Source organism: Ruegeria sp. K5 (assembly GCF_056531805.1).
In genome coordinates this window covers 1,153,152-1,175,203 of sequence record NZ_JBQFML010000001.1, presented here as the reverse complement: position 1 = coordinate 1,175,203, position 22,052 = coordinate 1,153,152, and the positions used below count along the sequence as shown (strand labels likewise).

Below are 22,052 nucleotides of genomic sequence, written 5' to 3'. Positions count from 1 at the left end.
AGATGTCGCAGGAGGAGGCGCGGATGGAACAGGGGCAGGTAAGAGCGGGCCAACCGGTTGAGGTAAAGGCCCGCCCCCAAGAGTGTTTTGCATTGATCGGCGCGGGGCCCATGGGTCTTGCAATGGCCAAGACACTGATCGAGCAGGGAGTGCCATTTCAGGGATTTGAACTGGCAGATGATGTGGGTGGTCTTTGGAATATCGATGCACCCAGGTCCACGATGTACGAGACCGCCCACCTCATATCCTCCAAGCGGATGACGGAATTCACTGACTTCCCCATGCCGGAGGACACGGCAGAATACCCGTCGCATCGCGAGATGAAGCGTTATTTTCAGGAATTCGCGAACGCCTTCGACCTGTATCGGCACTTTCACTTCGGTGCAGAAGTTCTAAGCGCCAAGCCTTTGCAGGATGGCGGATGGGATGTGACCTGGCGCGATAGGGCCGGGGTCGAACAGACCCAGACCTTTGCGGGTGTTCTGATCGCAAATGGCACCTTGTCGGAACCCAACATGCCCAAGTTCAAGGGCGAGTTCACAGGTGAACTGATCCACGCATCCGAATATCGGTATCCGACCCAATTCGCCGGTAAGCGTGTTCTGGTCATCGGCGCGGGGAATTCCGGGTGCGACATTGCGGTGGATGCCATCCACCACGGGCTGTCCTGCGATCTGTCGATGCGCCGCGGGTATTACTTTGTGCCGAAATACGTATTTGGCGTTCCGGCAGACACGATGGGCGGCAAGATCCGCCTGCCCATGTGGCTGAAGCGCAAGGTTGACGGGGCAATCCTGAAATGGTTCGTCGGTGATCCGCAGAAATACGGGTTTCCGAAACCGGACTATGCGCTGTACGAGTCTCACCCTGTAGTCAACTCGCTGATCCTGTTCCATGCCGGGCACGGGGACCTGAAGGTGCGCCCGGATGTGGAACGGTTCGAGGGTAAGACGGTTCATTTCCGCGATGGCAGTTCAGCCGAATATGACATGATCCTGACAGCGACCGGGTATTCGCTGCACTATCCTTTCATCGAAAAGGACTTGCTGAACTGGAAGGGCGACGCCCCGGACCTGTACCTCAATTGCATGCACCCGGACCGGGATGACTTGTTCGTTCTCGGCATGGTCGAGGCGTCGGGGTTGGGCTGGCAAGGCCGTCATGAGCAGGCCGAGATGGTTGCGCGGTATATCGCTGGTCTGCGCTCGGGCAACGCGGCAGCCAAGGCGATCCGTGCCAGCAAGTCCGAAGGGTATGAGCGGGCGACGGGGGGCATGAACTATATCGACCTGCCGCGCATGGCGTATTACGTCGACAAGGCAACCTATCGCAAAGAAGTCACCGGTCAGATCGCGGCGCTGCGGGCGGCTGAGCGATGAACGGGATCGATCAGGTTGCGCTGAACTTTGATGCCGGAAACCTCAGGGTTCTGAATGCGGTTCTGGCGATCATTATGTTCTCGATTGCGCTGGATTTGCGGATTGACGATTTTCGCCGCGTTGTGCGCGGACCCAAGCCACTGATTGTCGGGCTGGCGTCGCAGTTTCTGATCCTGCCTGCGCTGACATTTCTGATGATCCTTGTGCTTCGGCCCATGCCATCTGTTGCGATGGGCCTTATTCTGGTTGCGGCCTGTCCCGGCGGGAATATCTCGAACTTCATGACCCATCGGGCGCAGGGCAATGTCGCGCTGTCCGTTTCCATGACGGCCTTTGCGACGGTCGGGGCGATTGTCATCACACCGATAAACATTGCGTTCTGGGGCAATCTTTATGGCCCGACGCGCGAGATTTTGCAGCGTACGGAAATCGATCCGGTCTCGGTCGCGATAACGGTTGGGTTCATGCTGATCCTGCCGCTGATCCTGGGAATGGTCGTGAACGCGAGGTTCACTGCATTTGCCGACCGTATTCGCCGACCAATGCAGTGGGTGTCGATGGGCATTTTCGTGGCCTTCATCGCATTGGCGCTTGCCGCGAACTGGGCCCATTTCCTAAGCTTTGCCGGGGCGATCATCGGCCTTGTGGTAATCCATAACGCGCTGGCCTTTTTGGGCGGGTATGTCACCGCGACCGTGGCAGGGCTGTCCGAACGGGATCGCCGGTCCGTGACCATCGAGACCGGCATTCAGAACTCGGGCCTTGGGCTGATCCTGATTTTTGCTTTCTTCGGTGGGCTGGGCGGGATGGCCGTTGCAGCGGCCCTTTGGGGCATATGGCACGCGATCTCGGGGATCGCACTGGCGCGCTATTTCGCACGGCGAGCGGTTCCGGCATGACCCGGATATTGATCACTGGCGCAGCCGGGGCGGTGGGGGCCGCGCTTTTGCGGCGCCTTGGTGAACGCCCGGAACTGGATGTGGTTGCGACCGACATTCGCAAGCCTGAGGACTTGCCGCCCAACGCGCGTTTTCTGACGATGGACGTGACAGGCGACGACCCGCAGAGCATCATCCCTGCAGAACGCCCCGATACCGTTGTGCATCTGGCATCGATTGTAACTCCGGGCCCCGAGTCAACGCGTGAGATCGAATATCAGGTCGATGTCGAAGGCACCCGGAATGTGCTGAACGCGGCCATTGGAGCTGGGGTGCGGCGTTTGGTGGTCACGTCCTCGGGCGCGGCTTATGGTTACCACGCCGACAACCCTGTACCGCTGCGTGAAACGGACGCGATCCGGGGCAATCGGGAGTTTGCCTATTCCTGGCACAAGCGCTTGGTCGAAGAGATGTTGGCCGAAGCCAGAGAAAATGCCCCCGACCTGCAACAGGTCGTTCTGCGCGTGGGTACGGTGCTGGGCGAAGGTGTCGAGAACCAGATCACGTCCCTGTTCCATAAACCGCGATTGCTCGGGTTAAGGGGGTCGGACAGCCCCTTTGTTTTCATCTGGGATCAGGACCTTGCCGAGATTTTGCTGCGGGCTGCAACCGACGGGCCAGCGGGTGTTTTTAACGTTTCGGGTGATGGCGCTTTGACACTGTCCGAAATCGCCAATGCAATGGGTAAAACCGTGCGATGGCTGCCGCCGGGGCTGATCAAACTGGCCTTGACCGTGGCCCGGCCCTTGGGTCTGAGCCGTTATGGACCCGAGCAGGTCAGGTTCTTGCAGTATCGGCCCGTACTGGACAACGCATCCCTGAAATCCGACTTCGGCTATCACCCCAGCCTTTCCAGCGCCGAGGCGTTCCAGCGCTGGTGGGAGAGCAGGACATGACAAAGACCGCCGTCATAACCGGAGGGGCAGGCGGGTTAGGGCAGGCCCTTGCCATGGCGCTGCGGGATCAGGGTTGGCATACGGCCTTGATCGACCTTCCCGGCCCTGAACTTGATGCACTGGCGGCTTTGGAAAATGTCAGCGTCTACGCCTGCGATCTGACCAAGCCAGATCATTGTGCGGCGACCTGCGCCGAGATCATTAGTGACAGACCCTCGGTCGATCTGGTCATCTACAACGCGGGCGTTTCGCAAATAGCGGCCTTTGCCGACAGCGACATGCAGGCACACAGGAAACTGTTCGAAATCAACTATTTTGCAGCCGTCGAGTGTGCAAAACACTTTCTAGAACCCGTCCGCTTGGCCAAAGGAACCCATCTGGCAATATCCTCGGTCGCCGGGTTCGCGCCGTTGCTGCACCGCACCGCCTACGCCGCCAGCAAGCACGCGATGGAGGGGTTTTTTAAATCGCTACGGGCCGAGGAATTGCCTCATGGGGTAAACGTGGTCATCGCGGCCCCGTCTTTTGTCGCGACCAATATCGGGCGACCGCATGCCAACCAATCGGATTTTGTGCGTCCGGGCTCTGCGGCTGATGGTATCGAGTACATTGCGCCTCAGGACGCAGCACGGATCATTCTTCGCGGTGTGCAAAAGCAGCAGGATTTTGTTCCCGTTGGGCGTGTGGCCACGCTTTCGAACATTTTGAACCGCGTGTCCCCAACGCTTTACCTGCGCCAGATGATGCGAAGGATTGGGAAGGGTTGAAGCGCCCATAGGCTGGTGCAGGGTCAACTCAGCATTCTTTGCGAGACGTCTTCCAGAAGATCGTGCAAATCGAAATCCTGGCCTTTCTCTGCAAGCGCATGGTCTTTCAGGATGAAGGACAACCCGTGAACGAAACTCCACAACAGAAAGCCTCGGCGGCGGACCTCCTCTGTGATTTCCGATTCACCCAGACATTTCGCCACTTCGGCCAAGAGAATCCCAAAGCTCTGCTGCCCGCCTTCTTCAAGGCGCTGGTCGGCGATGCGGTCTGTGAACCCGCCGAATTTCAGCCGGAAAATCCCCGGCTCGTTCAGCGCGAAGGCAATGTACTCCATGCCGATTGCGGTGATGCGTTCGGGCGAGCCTTCGGGGATGCCCTTTAGCGCCGCCAGCATGTTTTCGCGATGCCGAACCATCCCTTCGAGAACGGTGGCGACAAGCATTTCCGTCTTGTCCTTGAAGTGTTTGTAAGGCGCAGCGGTGGATACTCCGGCCAGCCTGCAGGCCTCGGACACGGAAAAACTGTCGGGGCCTTTTTCTTCCACCAATTGCCGGGTCGCTTCGATCAGAGCGGCCCGTAAATCACCGTGATGATAGGCTTTCTTGCCCACGGCCTGGCGGTCAGCGCCCCTGGTTGGCGCGAGGATTTTTTCTGTGCTCGTCATGATCCAACATCTGCCAGATCGCGTACCCCTTGTCAAAGTAAGAAGTTCTAACATATGTTAGAGAGGCTAACTTGATGAGGTCCCCAAATGCCGAATCCTGCGACATCCCCCTCTGAACCTGCCAAGCAAGGTCTGTTTTCGCGCGTGTTGCGTGGCACGGTGCGGCTTGGATTGACCGTCAGCGTGATCGCCGTTGCAGCCGCCGCTGTTTACGTCGGAACCTCGGAACTGACGCGCAGGGCGGATGCTGTACCTGCACCAGACGCCGCCGCAGTGACCCCGGTATCCGTCACTCCGATCATCTCTGAAAACGCCTATACGGTGGATCGGGTCTTCATCGGGCAGGTCGAACCTCAACGCTCGGCTGATGTTTCGTTCGAACTGAATGGCAGGCTGGATCAGATTCTTGTGGATGAGGGCGATGCAGTGGCCAAGGGGCAGCTTCTTGCGACCTTGGACATTGCGCTGCTGGAGGTGGAACGCGATCGCCTGACCGCGTCACGAGATGCCATTGCCGCGCAGCTTGCCTTTGCAAAGAAAACAGTCGAGCGAAACGCAAAACTCATCGGGCAGGGCTTTACCAGCCAGGCCCGTCTGGACGAGGCCGTCGCGCAGCAGGATGAACTGTTGTCCCGGATTGGTGAGCTTGACGCTGGTTTGCGGGATGTGACGGTGCGAATCGAGAAATCCAGCATCGAGGCCCCGTTTGCGGGTCAAATCACCTCGCGGCACGTGGATGGCGGGGAAACGCTCCGGTCCGGTGAGTTGGTGTTGGGCATGGTCGAGCTTGTCTCGCCTCAGGTTCGGATCGGAATCCCGCTGGATGTCGATCCGGCGCTGCTGGCGGATGTTGAGATCGAAATCGCGGGTCAGAGCTACCTGGCAGAACTTGCAACCCTGCGCCCCGATATTGATCCGGTGACCCGTACGCGGACGGCACTGTTCGATCTGAAAAACGGGCCGGATGTTGCGTTCGGGCAGACTGCACGCGTGCATGTCCTTGATCCGGTGGAAAGTGCCGGGACATGGGTGCCCACGACATCCCTAAAGGAAGGGACGCGGGGGCAGTGGACGCTGCTGGTTGCCGATGCGCAAAAGACCGTTCGGCTTGCGACTGTCGAGGTGCTGCATGCTGAGGATGACCGGGTCTTTGTGCGCGGGCAGTTTCCGGACGGGACCGTCCTGATCGATCAAGGGCCACAACGTGTCACCGTTGGGCAGCGTGTCGCCTTCGGCCCTGACGAGTAACGGAGCGATCCCATGGAAACCCTGACCTTTCGCCACCCCCGCCTTGTCGCCCTGATCATACTGGTTCTGGTATCTGCGGGCCTGTCATCCTTCCTGTCGCTGGGACGTCAGGAAGACCCCACGATCACCAACCTTTTTGCAACAGTGACCACACAGTTTCCGGGGGCCGATCCGGAACGGGTCGAAGCGCTGGTTACGGCAGAGATCGAGGAAGAACTGCGAAAAATCGCCGAGGTGGATGAGATCAGTTCCGTGTCCCGCTCGGGCGTTTCGGTGGTCTCGGTCGAGTTGCTGGAAACACTGGACGAAGCTACCATCGAACAAGTCTGGGCCGAGGCACGCGATGCCGTCGAAGATGCCCGCCAGACCTTCCCGGCGGGCGTGCTGCCGCCGGACTTCGATGCCGAGGGCATTTCGGCCTATTCGGCGGTTATCGCAGTCGCTGCGGATAGCCCGGATTTCCCGGTCACATTGCTGTCGCGCCACGCCGAGGCGTTGGGGGATCGACTACGCGCGATTCCCGCAACGCGCGCCGTTGAGTATTTTGGTCAGCCAGACGAGGAAGTGCTGGTCAGTGTGGACATGGACAGGGCAGCGGCCTTGGGGCTAAGCGCTGCCGAGATCTCTCAGCGCATTGCCGATGCGGATGGCAAGGTCCAGTCGGGTCGTTTGCAATCCGACGTGGATTTGACCATCAACATCAGCGGTGAAATCGAAACGCTGGACCGCATTCGCAGCATCGTCCTGCGGGAAAGTGAAGAAGGGGCGGTGGTGCAACTGGGCGATATCGCCAGCGTGGATCGCGGTGCGCGCAATCCGCAATCCTCAATCGCCTTTGCCAATGGCAAGCCCGCCGTGCTGGTGGGCGTGCTTGCACAAGACGGCGTGCAGATCGACCGTTGGACCGGTTTCCTTCGGGAAGAACTTGCGGCAGGTGCGCCGTCGGTGCCGTTGGGCGTTCAGGAAGTGCTGCTGTTCGATCAAAGCCAGTATACAACGGACCGTCTGACCGAGGTCGGGATCAATATGGCCATTGGCGTCGCGCTGGTTGTGGCCGTTTTGTTCATCACACTTGGCGTTCGCGCTGCGGCCATTGTGGCCTTGGTGCTGCCTGTCGTCTCACTGGCGACCTTGGCCACGATGAACATGATCGGCCTGCCGATCCATCAGATGTCTGTCACCGGCCTGATTGTGGCCTTGGGTCTGCTGGTGGACGCGGCCATTGTCATGACAGACGAAATCCGACGACGCTTGCAAGACGGGATGGCCCGCATTGCCGCCGTGCAGGACGCCGTTCGCCGGTTGGCCGCGCCGTTGCTGGCATCGACGGTCACCACGGCGCTGGCCTTCACACCTATGATACTGCTGCCCGGACCCGCCGGGGATTTTGTGGGCGCAATCGCCATCGCGGTGGTTTTGATGCTGGTGTGGTCTCTGGTCGTTGCCCTGACCGTGACGCCGGCGATTGCGGGCTGGGTTCTGTCCGACCGCCCGGATGCCGGAATGCTGAGCCGGGGGATCAGCATCCCGCCGCTTGCCCGCCTGTTCGAAGCCTCCATTCGCCTGTCGGTGGCCAACCCGGTCCGATCCATCGCGCTGGCGCTGGTTCTGCCCGTGCTGGGGTTTGCCGCCTTCCCGACACTGACCGCGCAGTTTTTTCCGGGCGTCGACCGCAACCAGTTCTATATCGAGGTCGACATGCCGGGCGGCACATCCATTGCCACCACCGAAGCAACAGCGCGGCAGATCGACGCCATGCTGCTGGCCGACGAAGGCGTCAAAAGCGTCTACTGGACCGTGGGTGAGTCCGGCCCGGCCTTTTACTACAACATTGTCGGCAACCGCTCACGCGAGCCGGGGTTTGCGCAGGCCATGATCACGACCGACACCGCCGATGATGCAGCCCGCCTTGTCGGCGCGTTGCAAAGCCGTCTGGATACCGATTTCCCCGATGCCCAGATCATCGTGCGCAACCTGGTGCAAGGCCCGCCGGTTGACGCCCCGGTCGAGGTCAAAATTCAGGGGCAGGACATCACTGTTCTGCGCAATCTGGGCGACGAAGTTCGCTCGATCATGGCGAACTTGGATTTGGTGACGCAGGCACGGGCCAGCGTCAATGGCGGCAACCCTCAGATCCGGTTCGAGATTGATGAGGTTAAGGCCCGCCTGCTGGGGCTGGACGTGGCCGATATTGCCGGTCAGTTGGATACTGCACTTGTAGGAATTACCGGCGGGTCGCTGATCGAGGGCACCGAGCAATTGCCTGTGCGCGTGCGGCTGGGCGACGAAGTCCGCTCGGACCTGAGCGCGATTGTCAGTATGCCGATCCTGCTGCCGAATGCCCCTGCGGTTTCGGCCACCGGGGTTTTCCCTGCGGTACCGTTGTCAGAACTGGCGCGGCCCGTTCTGGAACCTGCCGAAAGCACCATCACCCGGACAGATGGCGTGCGCGAAAACACCATTCAGGCGTTCATCGTGCCGGGCGTGTTGCCGGAAGAGGCGTTGCAGGACGTGCTGGAAGCGCTGGACGCATCCGGATTTGTCCTGTCGCAAGGCTATTCGATGTCTTTGGGCGGGGACAGCGACGCGCGGTCAAACACCGTGGGCAATCTGCTGGCGTCTGTCGGCCTGATTGTCACCTTGTCGATTGCCACCATTGTGCTGACCTTCAATTCCTTCCGCCTGACCGTTGTAACGCTGGTCGTGTGCATTCTGTCAGCCGGGCTTTCGATGCTGTCACTGGCCGTCATGCAATTCCCATTCGGGATCACCGCGATCATTGGTGTGATTGGGTCAATCGGTGTGTCGATCAACGCGGCGATCATCATTCTAACGGGGTTGCAAAAGGACCCGGAGGCCAGCCGGGGCGACCTGAGTGCCATGGCGCGGGTTGTGTCGGGATCAAGCCGCCACATCATCTCGACAACCATCACCACGTTCGGCGGGTTCCTTCCGCTGATCCTTGGCGGGGGCGCGTTTTGGCCGCCCTTTGCCGTGGCAATCGCCGGGGGTGTTTTGCTGTCGACCGTGGTGTCCTTTTACTTCACGCCGCCCGTCTTTGCGATGCTGTATCGAAGACGGGCCAGCGCGGTATGCCTGCCTGCCAGCCGGAAATCCGAGCCTGGCAATGCCGTAGTCCCGCTTGCCGCCGAATAAGAGTTCTGACGCCTGAGGGCAGGGTTCTTTTCGGTTTCGCCAACCTATTTTGAGACGATCAGGAACAGATCGTCTCAATACGCGCCAATAAAAGCAGAGACCTACTCGGCCACCATTTGTGCAGACGGCGTGGACATCGAAATTGCCTGTTCCTCGTCCGTCATCTCGTCTTCGATCCCTTCGAACAAAGGTGTCGAGAGATAGCGTTCGCCCGTATCCGGCAGCATGACCAAAATCACCGAACCTTCGGGGGCATCTTCGGCCACCTTCATCGCCACCGCAAAAGTCGAACCACCAGAGATCCCGGTAAAGATACCTTCCTCGGCGGCAAGACGGCGCGACCATGCGATGCCTTCGCTGCCCGGAACGGGGATCAACTGGTCATAGTAGGATTGATCGATTGCTTCCTGCAGAACCCACGGGATGAAATCGGGCGTCCAGCCCTGAATCGGATGCGGCTCAAACTCGGGGTGGCTTTCGGTTGGCTGATGATCCGCATTGCGAGTGTTCACATAGCCCGACCCGACAAGGGCCGCATTCGCAGGCTCGGTCAGGATGATCTTGGTGTCAGGGCGTTCCTTGCGCAGCACGCGTGCAACGCCGGACACCGTTCCGCCCGTTCCATACCCCGTGATCCAGTAATCCAGCCGTCCGCTACCGAAATCGCCAAGGATTTCCTGCGCGGTTGTGTTTTCGTGGATATCCGCGTTGGCGGCGGTCTCGAACTGGCTGGCCAGGAACCACCCGTTTTGCTCGGCCAGTTCCTTGGCCTTGGTATACATCCCAAAACCTTTCTGCGCCCGTGGCGTCAGAACAACCTTTGCACCCAGAAACCGCATCAGCTTGCGCCGTTCGACCGAGAAGCTGTCTGCCATGGTCACGACAAGCGGGTATCCTTTGGCCGCACAAACCATCGCCAGACCGATCCCGGTATTGCCCGAGGTCGCCTCGACAACCGTTTGACCCGGCTTCAGGCGACCGTCGCGCTCGGCTGCTTCGATGATGTTGAGGGCCAGACGATCCTTGACAGATCCGGCAGGATTGAACGCTTCGAACTTGACATAGACGGACACATGCGCCGGTGCGATCCTGCCGATGCGGATGCAGGGCGTGTCACCTACCGTGTCCAAAACACTGTCGAACAGGCGTCCACGCCCCTTAGTCTTGCGAATAGCCATGAGGTCCTCCCAGTTTCCTTTGTTTGCGAACCGTGCCACAGGTCGGCTCAGATTGATACGTCGCTTGGTTGTTCTGCGGGGTCAGACGCTGATCGGAGAGATGCCGCCCGCAAAAGCCGCCAAAATGGGGGCGGCCAGCGCAAAACCCGCGCGCATGAAATCGCCGGGCCCATCTGACAGCCCGTGTTCCTTGCGCCAGTCCTGAACGTCAAAATCGTCCTCACCGCCTTCGTTCTGGCGCGCGGCGATTGCCAGATTTGTGACGCGGCCGTCCAGAATTACAGCCACAGGCAGGAAAAAGCTGAGCATCAGCAGGCAGAAATAGGTGCCGGTCAGCAAGGCCGATGCGGTGACCAAGGATGTGAATGCGGACTTTTCCGACTCGGCGATCACGGGCAAGGGCCAGTACATCCAGCTTGAGGCGAAGAACATGCCGAAAGTCAGGATCAGACTGGACAGGTAAAGCTGTTGCTTCATCTGGCGTATGTTGCGGGCCAATCGGACAGCGGTGTCTTCGATATCGCCGTTTTCGCCGGTTGCCAGGCACAGGATCATTCCCGCAATCAAAGCCCCGACTGCAAGACCCGCCAGCCCTGTGATAATGTCCATCACACGCCGGAACAGCGAAAACACCGGAATTTCCCCGCATGTGCCCATCAGCCAGCGATCGCCGACGCTCTGGCAGCCGGGCAGGGTTCCTTTGGACAGGGTCATCTCGAACACTTCTTTTCCCACCTGCCGGTAAATTTGCGGCGGCGTTCCCGTCAGGTGCTGTTGGATCACCGGGATCATGGCCAGCAAAAATACGACCACAACGGTCAGAACCGCCGCAACCCTTGTGTTCCGTTCGGTCGGGCGCATCAGGTTGCGGGCCAGCACTGCGACGGGCAGAATGGCCAGCGCGGCAAAGAACCAGGCGGCGGCAAGAAACCTGTATCTGCCGACCGTCTCCAACCAGTCCTTGTCCTGCACCAGAATGTCAGGGGAAAGGTCCAGATCCTTGGACAGCATATGGGTCTGGATCAGTTCATGGACCGCAAAGACGCAAATGGGCAGCGCGACAATGGAAAAGTAAACCAGTTCAACTCGACGTTTGCGCACGCCAGACCCCCTGCGTGAAAAATCATGACAAAACAAAGCATATCACGGATTTGAAGCAGCTTCATCGTTTCTGAGGTTCTGCCCACGGGCCACGCATGTCGGCAGTTTTCGGCCATGGCTTGGCCACGGTGTGTTATGATCAAGCCCGAGCAAGTTTTGGTGGGGCCATGATCAACCCGATTCAGAACTATCACTACAATCAACAGCGCCGCGCCGGACCCCGGCCCATCCTGTGTTACAGCCCGTCGACCAGCCTGTATTTCGGCACGGACGGCAATGTCTCAAGCTGTTGCTACAATCGCGAGCCGCTGGGCCGGTACCCGGATCAGTCCATCCACGAAATCTGGCAGGGGCGTCCGCGTCAGACATTGTGCCAGCGCGTGGCAAAAGGCGAACTTGGCGGAGGGTGCAACGGATGCGGATCGCAGATTGAATTCGGGAACTACGGCGCGGTCGTCGCGCAGCATTTTGATCGTTGGAGCGTTGATCCGGATCACCCAACCTCGTTTTCCTTCGAGTTGCACAATGCCTGCAATCTTGAATGCATCATGTGCAATGGCGAGCTGTCCTCGCGCATTCGCCGCTACAGGGAACTGCGTGCGCCCATGCAGCAAGCTTATGGCGATGGTTTTGTCGAGGAGTTGGAGGATTTTATCCCGTACCTCGAAGGCACGACCTTCTATGGTGGTGAGCCGTTCCTGATGCGGCTTTACTACCGGATTTGGGAGAAGATGATCACTCTGAACCCGGATTGCGAGATTACCATTCAGACCAACGCAACCCTGCTGCCGGATCAGGCCTTGTCCGTGCTGGAGCGGGGTAACGTACATATCGGTATCTCCCTCGATACGGTCCGGCGTGACACCTATGGCTCGATCCGGCGCAACGCGGATTTTGATGAGGTGATCCAAAACACCCGCTGGCTGGCTGACTATTCGCACCATCACAACCGGCCCATCGGCATCTCGGCCTGTATCATGACGGTGAACTGGCAGGAGCTTTCCGAACTGATGGATTTCACCGACGATCTGGGCGCGGTTTTGTATTTCAACACGGTGTGGGAGCCCGAGCATCTGTCGCTGGCCTATGCCGAACCCACCATGATCCTGCGCGTCATCGAGTATTACAGCCAACTGGCAGTCGAACGGGGGCTGCGCGGGCCGCATGATACCGCCGGAACCGTGACATCGACCAATCTGACGGGATATATCGCCCTGCTTGGAACCTGGTATCAGGCCGCTATCCGCCGGGCGGGTGAGGCGAAATTGGCGAATTTCAACAGTTTGGTGTAAGCTGGCCGCATTGGCGAGTGCAGCAGACAGAGGGCTGAGATGGCTAAAGCAACCGGCAAGCAACCCGCAAAACGCCCGCGTCCCAAAGCAAAGCAAACGGCGCCCAAGCCCAACCCCAAGCCGGAACCGGTTGAGGTTAAGCCGGAGGTCGAGGTTGCGCCTGCCGCTGTACCGCCCACGCATCACGGATTAGGCAAACAGGCGGAATTGCAGGCAGCGATGGAGGAAAGCTATCGCCAGCTTCAATCGATCTATACCGCCTTCACGCAGCAATACACCGATGCTGGTACGCAATATCAGCGATTGTCGGAACAGGGCTATGACCCTGACATGGCCGATCTCTACAAGGAATTCACCGAAACACGCGGGGCCGAGATTGCGCAGGAGGGGTTGCAGCTTGCGATCCGCTATGCGGCCTCGGCTCAGGTCCTGTCCAAGCGCTATACGGACGAACTGTTCCAGTTTCTGAACAGCCGGGGCATGAATGGCCTCGCGGCAGAACATTCCGCGCAACCCCAGACGGCCACGATCTCGTTAAGCGGTGTGGCTGGCAGCACCTTGTCGGCCAGTTTCGAGGTAGAGAACAGCACCGCCACAAGTGTCAGCCCCCGGATTTCGACCACGCCTGTTCTGGACGAGGACGGCGTTGCAGTTGAGGGCGCGATGATCGACGTGATCCCCGATCTGATCAATCTGGCACCCGGTCAAAAGCAACTGGTCAAGGTCATGGTTCCTGTCGATGCCGAACTGTATCGCGCGGGCCATACCTATTCCACCGCGCTGGTCATCGTAGGGTTAGGGCAGGCGCGCAATCAGTTGATTTCCATGGAAATCAACGTCAGCTAGTGGGTTTCCTGAGCCGCCAGATGCGATAGCTCCATTCCCCTGATTTCATTGACTCGTAAACCGCCGATCCGGGCGCGGCGAGGAAGTTGCTCATCTCCTGATCACCGCCGAAGGCACCAAGGCGCGACGCGGCAATCTCATCGCAGGACAGCAGAACATTCGGCGTGATGTCGCGTTCATCTTCGATGTCAAAGCCAAGGTCTTTCAAGCGTTCGAGACATTGGTTCAGTTTCCCGACGGGCAGCAGGTCAGTGTAAAGAAACGCGCCGCCGGGTTTCAGGACACGCAGGACCGAGGCATAGAATTTCTGGATCGCCGGATAGGTGTGTGAGCTTTCGATATTTGTAATCGCGTCGAATTGGCCATCCTCGAAAGGCAGGTTCTCGGCGTCGCCTTGCACAAAGGTCAGGCGGGGATCGGTATGCGTTTTCCGGCAAAACGCGATGGCGGCCCCGGATAAATCCAGCCCGGTGACAGAGGCGGGCTCAAAGAACTCCACCAAAGTCCGCGCGGTACCGCCGCGACCGCATCCCACGTCCAGAACGGAAGTGCCGTCAATTGGATGCGCTCCAATCACCTCCAACGCAAGTTTGACCGAGTTTCGGTTCATCATCGTGTCGCTTAGCCGAACATCCGACGCCTCGGGCGCACCGTTGGGCGCATAGCCGTAGTTCAGGAAATGCGCAAAAGTCCCGAAGGCCGAGCTATCAAGCTGGTTGGTCACGCCGTCATACATGTCCTGAAAGCTTTTCTTGGCCCCTTCCAGGTCCAGATCAGGCTCGGGCTGTGGGGCCGCAATGTCCGGCTGGATTGGTTTGTCGGTGGTCTTGCCGATATTGGCTTCGATGATCGGGGCCAGACCCGCGATTGTGGGCGTATCAAAGATCTGGCCGACCTCGGGGTTAAAGCCAAAGCGCTCCTCGATCCGCATGGTCATTTCGATGGCCAGCAGCGAATGCCCGCCCAACTCAAAAAACTTGTCATGGATGCCGACGGGGCTGAGACCCAGCAGATCTTCCCAAATGCCGGCAAGGATGGTCTCCATATCCGTTTTTGGTGCTTCGAACGGGTTGCTGAGGTTGGGGCGGCTATGACCTGTGGCAGTGGTTTCGGTGGCTTTGGGCGTGGCCGTGAACTCGACCCATTCCGCCAGACGTGCCTGCAGTGGGGTGGCTGAGATCACAATCTGATTGGTATTCAATGCAGACAAACGGTGCAGCGCCTCGACCCCATCTGCGGGCGAGATCGCGTCCTCTCCATGCGTCTGATCGGCAAAGGCCCATTGATCCCAGTTGACCGAAATCCAGCGGGTATCAGAGGGGCGCGAGGCGGCGAACGCGTCCAGCATCTGGTTCGCGACGGCGTAATATCCAAGGTTCAATCCGCCAAGAACAGCGGACAGGGACGAGCCCAGCATGACGAAATCCGGGCTGTGATCCTGCAAAACCTTTGCAACTGCGCGGGCCCCGCCGATCTTTGGGTCAGTCTGGCTGTGCAGATCGTCTGCTGTCAGATCGCTGAGTTTGCCAAACCCGCTGCCAACATTTCCGGCCATGTGGAAGACGCCATTGATAGGGCCAAGCTTTCGGGCGGCTTCGGACAAGGCGCTGCGCATCGTCTTTTCGTCCGACACATCTGCTTTCAAAACCATAACTTCGGTTTTGCGCGACAAGTCCAGCAGCCTGCGCGCCAGCATCGCGGTTTTGTCGAACTCGTTGGGGCCGTTGGCTAGCGCCTCCCATTCGGATTCCGCAGGTCCGCCGGAACGGGACAAAAGGACCAACTTGGCCTTGTAGCGTTCGGCCAGCATCTCGGCCATTGCCAGCCCGATATTGCCCAAGCCGCCGGTGATGACATAGACACCTTTGCGTTTGAACAGCGGTGACGCTTCGACGGGTTCCAACTGCTGCGCCTGATAGCTGAGGCGGCACCGTTTTCCGTCGATATAGGCAACCGAAGGGGCGAACTCTGGCGCTTGCAATTCGTTCAAAAGCCAGCCTGCGAGGCGATCTGCGGCAGGTTTGCTCCGGTCGTTTTCCGCAATGTCGACCGAGGTAACGCGCAGCGAGGGGACCTCCTGTCCCAGCACCTTCGCCAATGCGAGTGTTGCCGAGGTCTCGACCCCCGTCGTCTTGTCCGCTCGGGCAGGCTGCGCCTGCGCTGTGACCGAGATCATCCGAACCTTGGCCAGTCCGTTGGCTTTGGCGATGGCCAGAGCCGCGCTCTGCATCGCCATGACATTGGCCGAGGCGTCCAATAGCGCGAGAGGCCAGAGGTAAACGATATGTGTGATCGGCTTGTCGTTGTCCCGCAGTTCGCTTGCAAGCCGGGTGAAGTGTGTTGGATTGCTCGGATCAACCGAGAACGCCCTGTCCTTGCGGTGCATGAACCGCAAAGATGCGGTGACAATGGTAGCGTCGACCCCCTTGGATCGTAACGTTTTTTGCAAAACTCTGGCTGCTTGACCCTTGTCGCTGAAGATCAGGACACGCGCATCATCGGGCAAAGCTTCGGTGTCCGTGATCGGAGCGTCCATCCACTGGGGCACATACCCCCAATCGACCATCGCCTTGCGCGTTGCCGCCGCGTCCACGCTGGGATCTTCCGCACCGCCGACCCAATAGCTGTCCCGTTCGAACGGATACATCGGAACGGGTACTTTGCATCGCGCCTCGTCCGCATAATAGCGATGCCAGTCGATTTCAGCCCCATGCGCCCAAAGCTGCCCGAGCGTGTCGGTGGCCATGTCAGCCTCGAACTGCGGACCGGATTTGCTGTCCATCGAGGGCAGGGCAACCGAGCCGGTCCCGCTCAGTTGCAGCCCGGCGAGGTTGGTCAGGGATCGGCCGGGGCCGACCTCAAGGAAAATGGCATCGGGCAGGTCCAGCCCGGCTTTGACGCAGTCAGCAAACCGCACCGCGCTGCGCAGGTGCATGGCCCAGTAGGCCGGGTCGGTTGCGGCGGTTTTGGTCAGGACGGTGCCGGTGAGGTTCGAATAAATGTCGATCTGAGGCGCACGCAGGCGAATGCCCTGAAATGCGTCGATGAAGTCGTCCAGAATCGGGTCCATCATCGCTGAATGGAACGCGTGTGAGGTTCGCAGAATAGTGGCTTTGATCTTCTGGTTCTCAAGCCGCTTCGCCAGTCGCTTGATTGCCGGGCTCGGTCCGGCCACAACGGTCATTCCGGGAGCGTTCACAGCGGCAACCGCGATGTCGTCGGGAAGCAACGGGCGCAGATAGGCTTCCTCTTTCGGAACTGCCAGCATCGAGCCGGGCTTGCATGACGCCATCAGAGCTCCACGTCGGGCCACCAGTTTTGCCGCGTCCTTTAATGTCATTACCCCGGCCAATGTTGCCGCAACATATTCGCCGATGCTGTGCCCGATCATCGCGCGCGGTCGAACGCCCCACGACATCCAAAGCTGCGCCAGCGCATATTCTACGGCAAACAGCGCAGGCTGCGTGAATTGCGTCTGCTTCAATTGCTCAGCCGCGCGTTCACGGTCCGCTTTTTTGGCGAAAACGATGGGCTTCAGGTCCAGACCGCTGCTGTCCCGAAAGGCGCGGCAACAACGGTCGAAGGCTTTGCGAAACACCGCTTCCGACCGATAGAGGCCCTTGCCCATGTCAGGGTATTGCGCGCCTTGGCCCGAGAACATGAAAACGACAGGGCGATCCTCGCCGCTGGATTCAATCGTGCGGACCTTGTCGCTGTTATTCGCCAACAGGGCCAAAGCGCTGCCCGCAGGGTTTTTGGCATCAACGCGCACATAGCGCCGAAGGGCAAACCGCGCGCGGCTTGTTTGGGTTGTGTAGGCAATATCCGCCAGGTCCGAGGGCGCGGCGCTCATGATGCGGCGTGCATGTGACGGCGCCAACCGATCCAGCGCGGCTTTGTTGCGTGCGGACATGACGATCAATTGCTGCGGGCGCCCCGGCCCGGATGGGGCCTGTTTCGGAGGCTCCTCGAGCAGGATATGCGCGTTGGTTCCGCCAACCCCAAACGAACTGACACCGGCCCGGCGCGGACCGTCGCTTGCCGCCACCTTGGTCGCGTCGCGGTTGACGTAGAACGGGCTGGTCGGAAAATCGATGCCCGGGGCAGGGATGTTGAAATGGGGGTTGGGGGGGACCGTGCCGGTCTCGGCCACCAAAGCGGCCTTGATCAGCCCGGTTACTCCGGCAGCGCAGCTTAGATGGCCGACATTGGCTTTGACCGATCCGATCGCGCAGAACTGCTTGTCCTCGGTCGATTTGCGGAACACGCGCGACAGGGCCGCGACCTCGATAGGGTCGCCGAGCATGGTCGCGGTTCCGTGCGCCTCGATATAGCCGACCGAGCGGGGCGGGATGCCCGCCATCTGAAACGCGGTTTCAATTGCACGGGCCTGACCTTCAGCGCTGGGCGCAGCATAGCTAACCTTGTTCGATCCGTCGTTGTTATGCCCAAACCCCCGGATCACGGCGCGTATGCGATCACCGTCGCGCAGGGCCTTGTCTAGCCGTTTGAGCACCACAAGACCCACGCCGCTGCCCACGATTGTCCCTTGCGCCGCCGCATCGAAAGGGCGGCACTGGCCGTCCGGCGACAGGATGCCCCCGGCAGCAAACAGGTAGCCGCGTCGCTGGGGGACCTTGACCGTAACGCCCCCGGCCAGCGCAATGTCGCAGCTTTCTTCCAGCAGGCTCTGACAGGCGAGACAAGTCGCGACGAGGGAGGTTGAGCATGAGGTCTGAACCGTGATCGCAGGCCCGGTCAGGTTCAGCTTATAGGCCACCTGTGTGGCCATGTAGTCCTTGTCGTTGGTGATCATCAACTGCATGCCGTCCAGAAAGCCCAGACGGTCAAGATTGCGGTTGATCAGGTACAGGTAGCCCGACAATTCACAGCCGCCAAAGACACCAATGTCTCCTTTGTAGCGGTCGGGTACATAGCCCGCATCTTCAAGCGCGTGCCACGCGCATTCCAGAAACAGGCGGTGTTGCGGGTCGGTCAGTTCCGCATCACGCGGGCTGAAGCCGAAGAATTCGGCGTCGAACTTATCGACGTCATCCAGCAGGGTGGCTTTGTTGACGTAGTTCGGCAGCTCGTGCAGCTCTTTCGGGACCTGCGCGCCTTCCATTTGTTCGGGGCTCAGCGTCGTGACGGCCTCGCGCCCGGCCAGCAGGTTTTGCCACAGCTCATCCACACTGGCCGCGCCGGGAAAGCGGCCCTGCATGCCGATAATGGCAATCGACGCCTCATCCGGCGCGATGGAGGTCCTTTGAGTGTTCATTCAGGGCATCATCAACATAGTCGAAAAGAGTGTCGGCGAAATCCGGGTTGGAAAAGGGAAAGAAGTGATCGCCTGCAAACAGGCGGCATTCAAAACGGCTGCGCGTGCGGTGCCGCCAGCCGAGAATGCTGTGGAACGGAACCTGCGGGTCATTGTCCGAGCCGACCGCAAGGATTGGGCAGCTTAACGGGGGGTGCTTGCTGGCGCGGTCCGCGTCATACGCTTCGAGCAGGGCAAAATCCGCGCGCAAGGCAGGCAGAAACCGATCCATCAAGTCTGCGTTGGACAGAACATCGGGCGGCGTGCCGTTGATGGCCTCAATCTCGGACAGAAACCTCGACCTTGGCAGCCCGGAAATAGCACGATCACGCCGGGCCATCTGCGGTGCAGACCCGGCCACGACCAACAGGTCGGACGGCTTGCCCTGATGATCAAGCGCGCGGGTGATTTCATAGGCCAGCAAGGCCCCGAAACTGTGACCGAAAACGGCAAAAGGTCGATCTGTCAGTGGTTGAATCCCGGCCAAAACCGACTCGATCAGATCCGGCCAGTGATCCATCGGCGGTTGGTCCAAAAGCCGTCCGCGTCCGGGCAGGGTGACGGCCCTGACATCCAGAACCGGCGCAAATCCGCTCATCCAGTCGTGAAAGCGCTCTGCCGCGCCGCCTGCATGCGGGAAACAGACCAACCGACCCGACAGCCCGGCATGGGTAGGGTTCTGCGGAGTCAATGCGATTTCTACACTCACAGCGTCTGTCACCTTTGGTGATACCCTCGTTCGCGTCGCGCAGACGTCGTTTTGGTCAGCGCCTATCATATCACGAATTCAGGGGTTTGACGCCGTCCAAGCCGCCGGATCACAGGTTCACCCGTGAATCAGAGGCCAAAATATGCTACCTTGGCGATACTTTTTGCACAGTTTTCGTGCCAAGCGCTTACTCAGGTGCGGCTTGCACCGGAATGGATTTGGAGGTGACTATGCCAGGGGGCGGAGGCAAAGGTGGCGGTGGCCGCAGCACCGTAAACGTCAATAACGGACCCATCACAATCGACTCGGACACCGATGCCGATGTGACCATCAACGGCCTCGACGATATCGGTGTCACGCTGAACGGGGGGCAGACCCCGATCAAGACCGAGACCAAGCTGGAAGGCGGCGATCCGATCAAGACCGAGAGCGTTCAGGACCTGAAAATCTCGGAACCCATCGTCAGCGAAAACACCACCGACCTGACGCTTGAGATCAAGCCGCTGTCGATTGATCTGAAACCTGTGGCGCTGGATCTGTGCACGACCGTCAATTACGGCAAGCTTCCGACCGGTATCATCCGCCAGCCCTATCACCACCATATCGGCGTGACTTATATGGGCGTCGAATATTACGGCGTAACCTATAGCGGCGAAAGCAAGCAGGTCTACGAAGAGTTGCCCTTCCGCCCCTCGGTCCAATTGCCTGCGCAAAGCTCGGCCCCGTCCGGTGGGTCGAAAACGGCTAAGCCCAGCCCATCCTCGGGCGGCGTCAAAATTCACATCAAATAGGGGTGCGATATGGCCAGGGCTGCAAAGACCAAGACGCCGGATGTCACACTTCTTGAGCCACTTGTTCTGGTGGGCGCACCTGGCGCGGTGCACGGCACCTTGAACCTGGGCAACGCAAGTGCGGAACGCAAAGCCCTGCGTGATTTGAAACTGACAGAGGTCAAACCCACATCGGGCCGGGGGTCGCGGGCTGCGGCAGCGAAACCCACACTATCCGTGGACCTGCCGCGGGTGAAACTGCGGGCCGGGGCCAGCAAGTCCGTGCCGGTTACAGTATCGCTCAGCCCGACGACCCCGCCGGGTATCTACGCGATGACGCTGCCCGTTGATGGCACCGACCACCCGGCCGAGGTTATCGTGACCGAGGTGGTGGATTTCGAGATCAACCCAGATGAGGTGTTTCTGGTCGGCGCCGCCGGAACCAAGGTCAAAAAGCTGATGGCGTTTCGAAACCACGGCAATGTGCCGGTCGATGTTCCCGCCATTGGGGCCGTGCAACTGGATCTGGACCTGTTGCATTGCCGGGCGCAGCGCGAGACCCTGAAGAAACTGCGCGATACGGATCGGACGCTGGACGACGTCATGAAGGCCATGTCGCTGAGCTATGATGCCGAGTTGGAAAGCTTCACACCACTCAAGGTCAAGAACGATCCGGTAACGGTGGCTGCGGGGCAGACGGTCTCGCAAATGTGGGAATTCACGATACCGGGCACGATCCCCAAAGGGGTCGAGGCCAACGCGGCCATCCGGATTTTGTCTGAAACAGTGACAGTGCACATTCTGGCGGTTTGAACGCTCTGTCTGTGATGAGGAGGCAAGAAAATGCAAAGAACCATGACACGGCGCGGTAGTGGGAAGGGCAGAAACCCCGAGGTGTTTTATGGCTACTGCTACCGGACGCAGGGCATGCGGATGATGACCGTCGACGACTATCTCTGTAACCTGCGCGAGGGGTATACGCAGATACAAGCCTATACCCAAAGCCTGTACGGCGTCCCAGATGCGCGGCGGTCCTATTACGACGATTGTGGCTGCGACTGTGACCCGTGCGGGCACGACAGTTGCTGCGACTGCTGTATCTGCGATGGCGATGTGCTGATCGAAGCGCGCTGTTCTGAACGACGCGTTATCTCGCTGACCTTCTCAAATGACTCGCGCCGCACCCGCGACGTCACCGTTTCGCTGAGCAGCTTTTCAACCGCCAGCGGGCGCGATCTTGGCTGGGCGGCGGCCCTGTCGGACACAAAGTTCACGCTTGGTCCTTGCGAGGAAAAGGTGGTTCAACTTGTCGTAAATATCGATTGTTCGGTTTTCCACAAAGACGATCCCGCAAGCACGGCAGGTACGGCAAGTTCAGCTGCCAAGGCCCGCAAGGATGACAATAATCAACGCCTTGTGGACGTGGACAGGTGCGAGGTCGCCTATGCCCGCGTCAGTGCCGATGGCTGCATTTCGCGCCCCGTTCTGGTTGCGGTCGCCGTATTGCCGAACCATTGCGACAGCTACGTCGCGACGTGCAAATGCGATTGCTGCTGATCAGGTCGCGCTGCAATCAGACAACTGCATAATGTAAGCTGTGCCTTGCGTGCATGGCGCGTTGCGCTTCTCCCGCAGCAATTGTGGAAAGCGTTGCCTTTGCCCTATGGTTTTCGCCGAAGACATACGCAATTCGGCAAGTAATTCCGAAAATCTCGAATATTGGTTTTCGTAATTTCGAACAAACTTCGTTTCTGCTGTGTCGCGCTTGATGCGCAATACATTCGCATGTT

Annotated in this window: 16 protein-coding genes; 11 read left to right on the top strand and 5 right to left on the bottom strand. The window is 59.5% G+C overall.

Annotated elements, in window-relative coordinates; all coding sequences use genetic code 11:
* Positions 1-2 precede the first annotated feature (2 nt).
* Genes ACR0MO_RS05900 through ACR0MO_RS05885 form a run of 4 tightly spaced genes read left to right on the top strand, consistent with a single transcriptional unit; the run spans position 3 to position 3,980 of the window.
* Positions 3-1,379 (top strand): flavin-containing monooxygenase, encoded by a 1,377-nt coding sequence (locus ACR0MO_RS05900; RefSeq protein ID WP_480890117.1) that lies wholly within the window; start codon positions 3-5, stop codon positions 1,377-1,379.
* On the top strand, positions 1,376-2,278 hold the full coding sequence (locus ACR0MO_RS05895; protein ID WP_170451699.1) for a bile acid:sodium symporter family protein: 903 nt from the start codon (positions 1,376-1,378) through the stop codon (positions 2,276-2,278). The genes ACR0MO_RS05900 and ACR0MO_RS05895 overlap by 4 nt, the downstream gene beginning before the upstream one ends.
* Positions 2,275-3,213, top strand: a complete 939-nt coding sequence (locus ACR0MO_RS05890; RefSeq protein ID WP_480890115.1) for an SDR family oxidoreductase — start codon at positions 2,275-2,277, stop codon at positions 3,211-3,213. Before ACR0MO_RS05895 ends, ACR0MO_RS05890 begins: the two co-directional genes overlap by 4 nt.
* Positions 3,210-3,980, top strand: coding sequence for an SDR family NAD(P)-dependent oxidoreductase (locus ACR0MO_RS05885; RefSeq protein WP_170621534.1), 771 nt, complete (start codon positions 3,210-3,212; stop codon positions 3,978-3,980). The genes ACR0MO_RS05890 and ACR0MO_RS05885 overlap by 4 nt, the downstream gene beginning before the upstream one ends.
* Positions 3,981-4,003: 23 nt before the next feature.
* On the opposite strand, the gene ACR0MO_RS05880 is transcribed toward ACR0MO_RS05885, so the two are convergent.
* Positions 4,004-4,645, bottom strand: coding sequence for a TetR/AcrR family transcriptional regulator (locus ACR0MO_RS05880; RefSeq protein ID WP_480871712.1), 642 nt, complete (start codon positions 4,643-4,645; stop codon positions 4,004-4,006).
* 87 nt (positions 4,646-4,732) lie between these two features.
* Here ACR0MO_RS05880 and ACR0MO_RS05875 point away from each other — a divergent pair, with 87 nt between their 5' ends.
* The gene (locus ACR0MO_RS05875) at positions 4,733-5,893 is read left to right on the top strand and encodes an efflux RND transporter periplasmic adaptor subunit (protein WP_480890112.1); all 1,161 of its coding nucleotides are present in this window, start codon (positions 4,733-4,735) and stop codon (positions 5,891-5,893) included.
* Positions 5,894-5,905: 12 nt separating this feature from the next.
* Complete coding sequence (locus tag ACR0MO_RS05870; RefSeq protein WP_480890109.1) at positions 5,906-9,049, top strand: efflux RND transporter permease subunit; 3,144 nt, start codon at positions 5,906-5,908, stop codon at positions 9,047-9,049.
* Between the two features lie 101 nt (positions 9,050-9,150).
* On the opposite strand, the gene ACR0MO_RS05865 is transcribed toward ACR0MO_RS05870, so the two are convergent.
* Both ACR0MO_RS05865 and ACR0MO_RS05860 read right to left on the bottom strand, forming a co-directional pair.
* Positions 9,151-10,227 carry a pyridoxal-phosphate dependent enzyme gene (locus ACR0MO_RS05865; protein WP_170621542.1) on the bottom strand — a complete coding sequence of 359 codons (1,077 nt, stop codon included), beginning with the start codon at positions 10,225-10,227 and terminating at the stop codon, positions 9,151-9,153.
* Between the two features lie 81 nt (positions 10,228-10,308).
* Complete coding sequence (locus ACR0MO_RS05860) at positions 10,309-11,328, bottom strand: hypothetical protein (RefSeq protein WP_480780386.1); 1,020 nt, start codon at positions 11,326-11,328, stop codon at positions 10,309-10,311.
* Between the two features lie 167 nt (positions 11,329-11,495).
* Between ACR0MO_RS05860 and ACR0MO_RS05855 the strand changes: the two genes are divergently transcribed.
* A complete protein-coding gene (locus ACR0MO_RS05855; protein WP_170621546.1) occupies positions 11,496-12,620 on the top strand; it encodes a radical SAM protein in 1,125 nt (374 codons plus the stop codon).
* Between the two features lie 39 nt (positions 12,621-12,659).
* Complete coding sequence (locus ACR0MO_RS05850) at positions 12,660-13,466, top strand: hypothetical protein (protein ID WP_480890106.1); 807 nt, start codon at positions 12,660-12,662, stop codon at positions 13,464-13,466.
* Here the strand turns inward: ACR0MO_RS05850 and ACR0MO_RS05845 are convergent.
* Both ACR0MO_RS05845 and ACR0MO_RS05840 read right to left on the bottom strand, forming a co-directional pair.
* Positions 13,459-18,744 carry a beta-ketoacyl synthase N-terminal-like domain-containing protein gene (locus ACR0MO_RS05845; protein ID WP_480890103.1) on the bottom strand — a complete coding sequence of 1,762 codons (5,286 nt, stop codon included), beginning with the start codon at positions 18,742-18,744 and terminating at the stop codon, positions 13,459-13,461. The genes ACR0MO_RS05850 and ACR0MO_RS05845 overlap by 8 nt on opposite strands.
* Positions 18,710-19,492: a thioesterase II family protein gene (locus ACR0MO_RS05840; RefSeq protein WP_480890100.1), complete on the bottom strand. Its 783-nt coding sequence runs from the start codon at positions 19,490-19,492 to the stop codon at positions 18,710-18,712. Before ACR0MO_RS05840 ends, ACR0MO_RS05845 begins: the two co-directional genes overlap by 35 nt.
* Before the next feature lie 230 nt (positions 19,493-19,722).
* Here ACR0MO_RS05840 and ACR0MO_RS05835 point away from each other — a divergent pair, with 230 nt between their 5' ends.
* From ACR0MO_RS05835 to ACR0MO_RS05825, 3 genes are read left to right on the top strand one after another with little or no spacing between them, the layout of a single operon-like run.
* Positions 19,723-20,283 carry a hypothetical protein gene (locus ACR0MO_RS05835; protein WP_170451674.1) on the top strand — a complete coding sequence of 187 codons (561 nt, stop codon included), beginning with the start codon at positions 19,723-19,725 and terminating at the stop codon, positions 20,281-20,283.
* 9 nt (positions 20,284-20,292) lie between these two features.
* Entirely contained in the window at positions 20,293-21,075 is a 783-nt protein-coding gene (locus tag ACR0MO_RS05830; RefSeq protein WP_170621550.1) for a hypothetical protein, read from the top strand.
* 30 nt (positions 21,076-21,105) lie between these two features.
* Positions 21,106-21,819: a hypothetical protein gene (locus tag ACR0MO_RS05825; RefSeq protein WP_170451671.1), complete on the top strand. Its 714-nt coding sequence runs from the start codon at positions 21,106-21,108 to the stop codon at positions 21,817-21,819.
* Positions 21,820-22,052 lie beyond the last annotated feature (233 nt).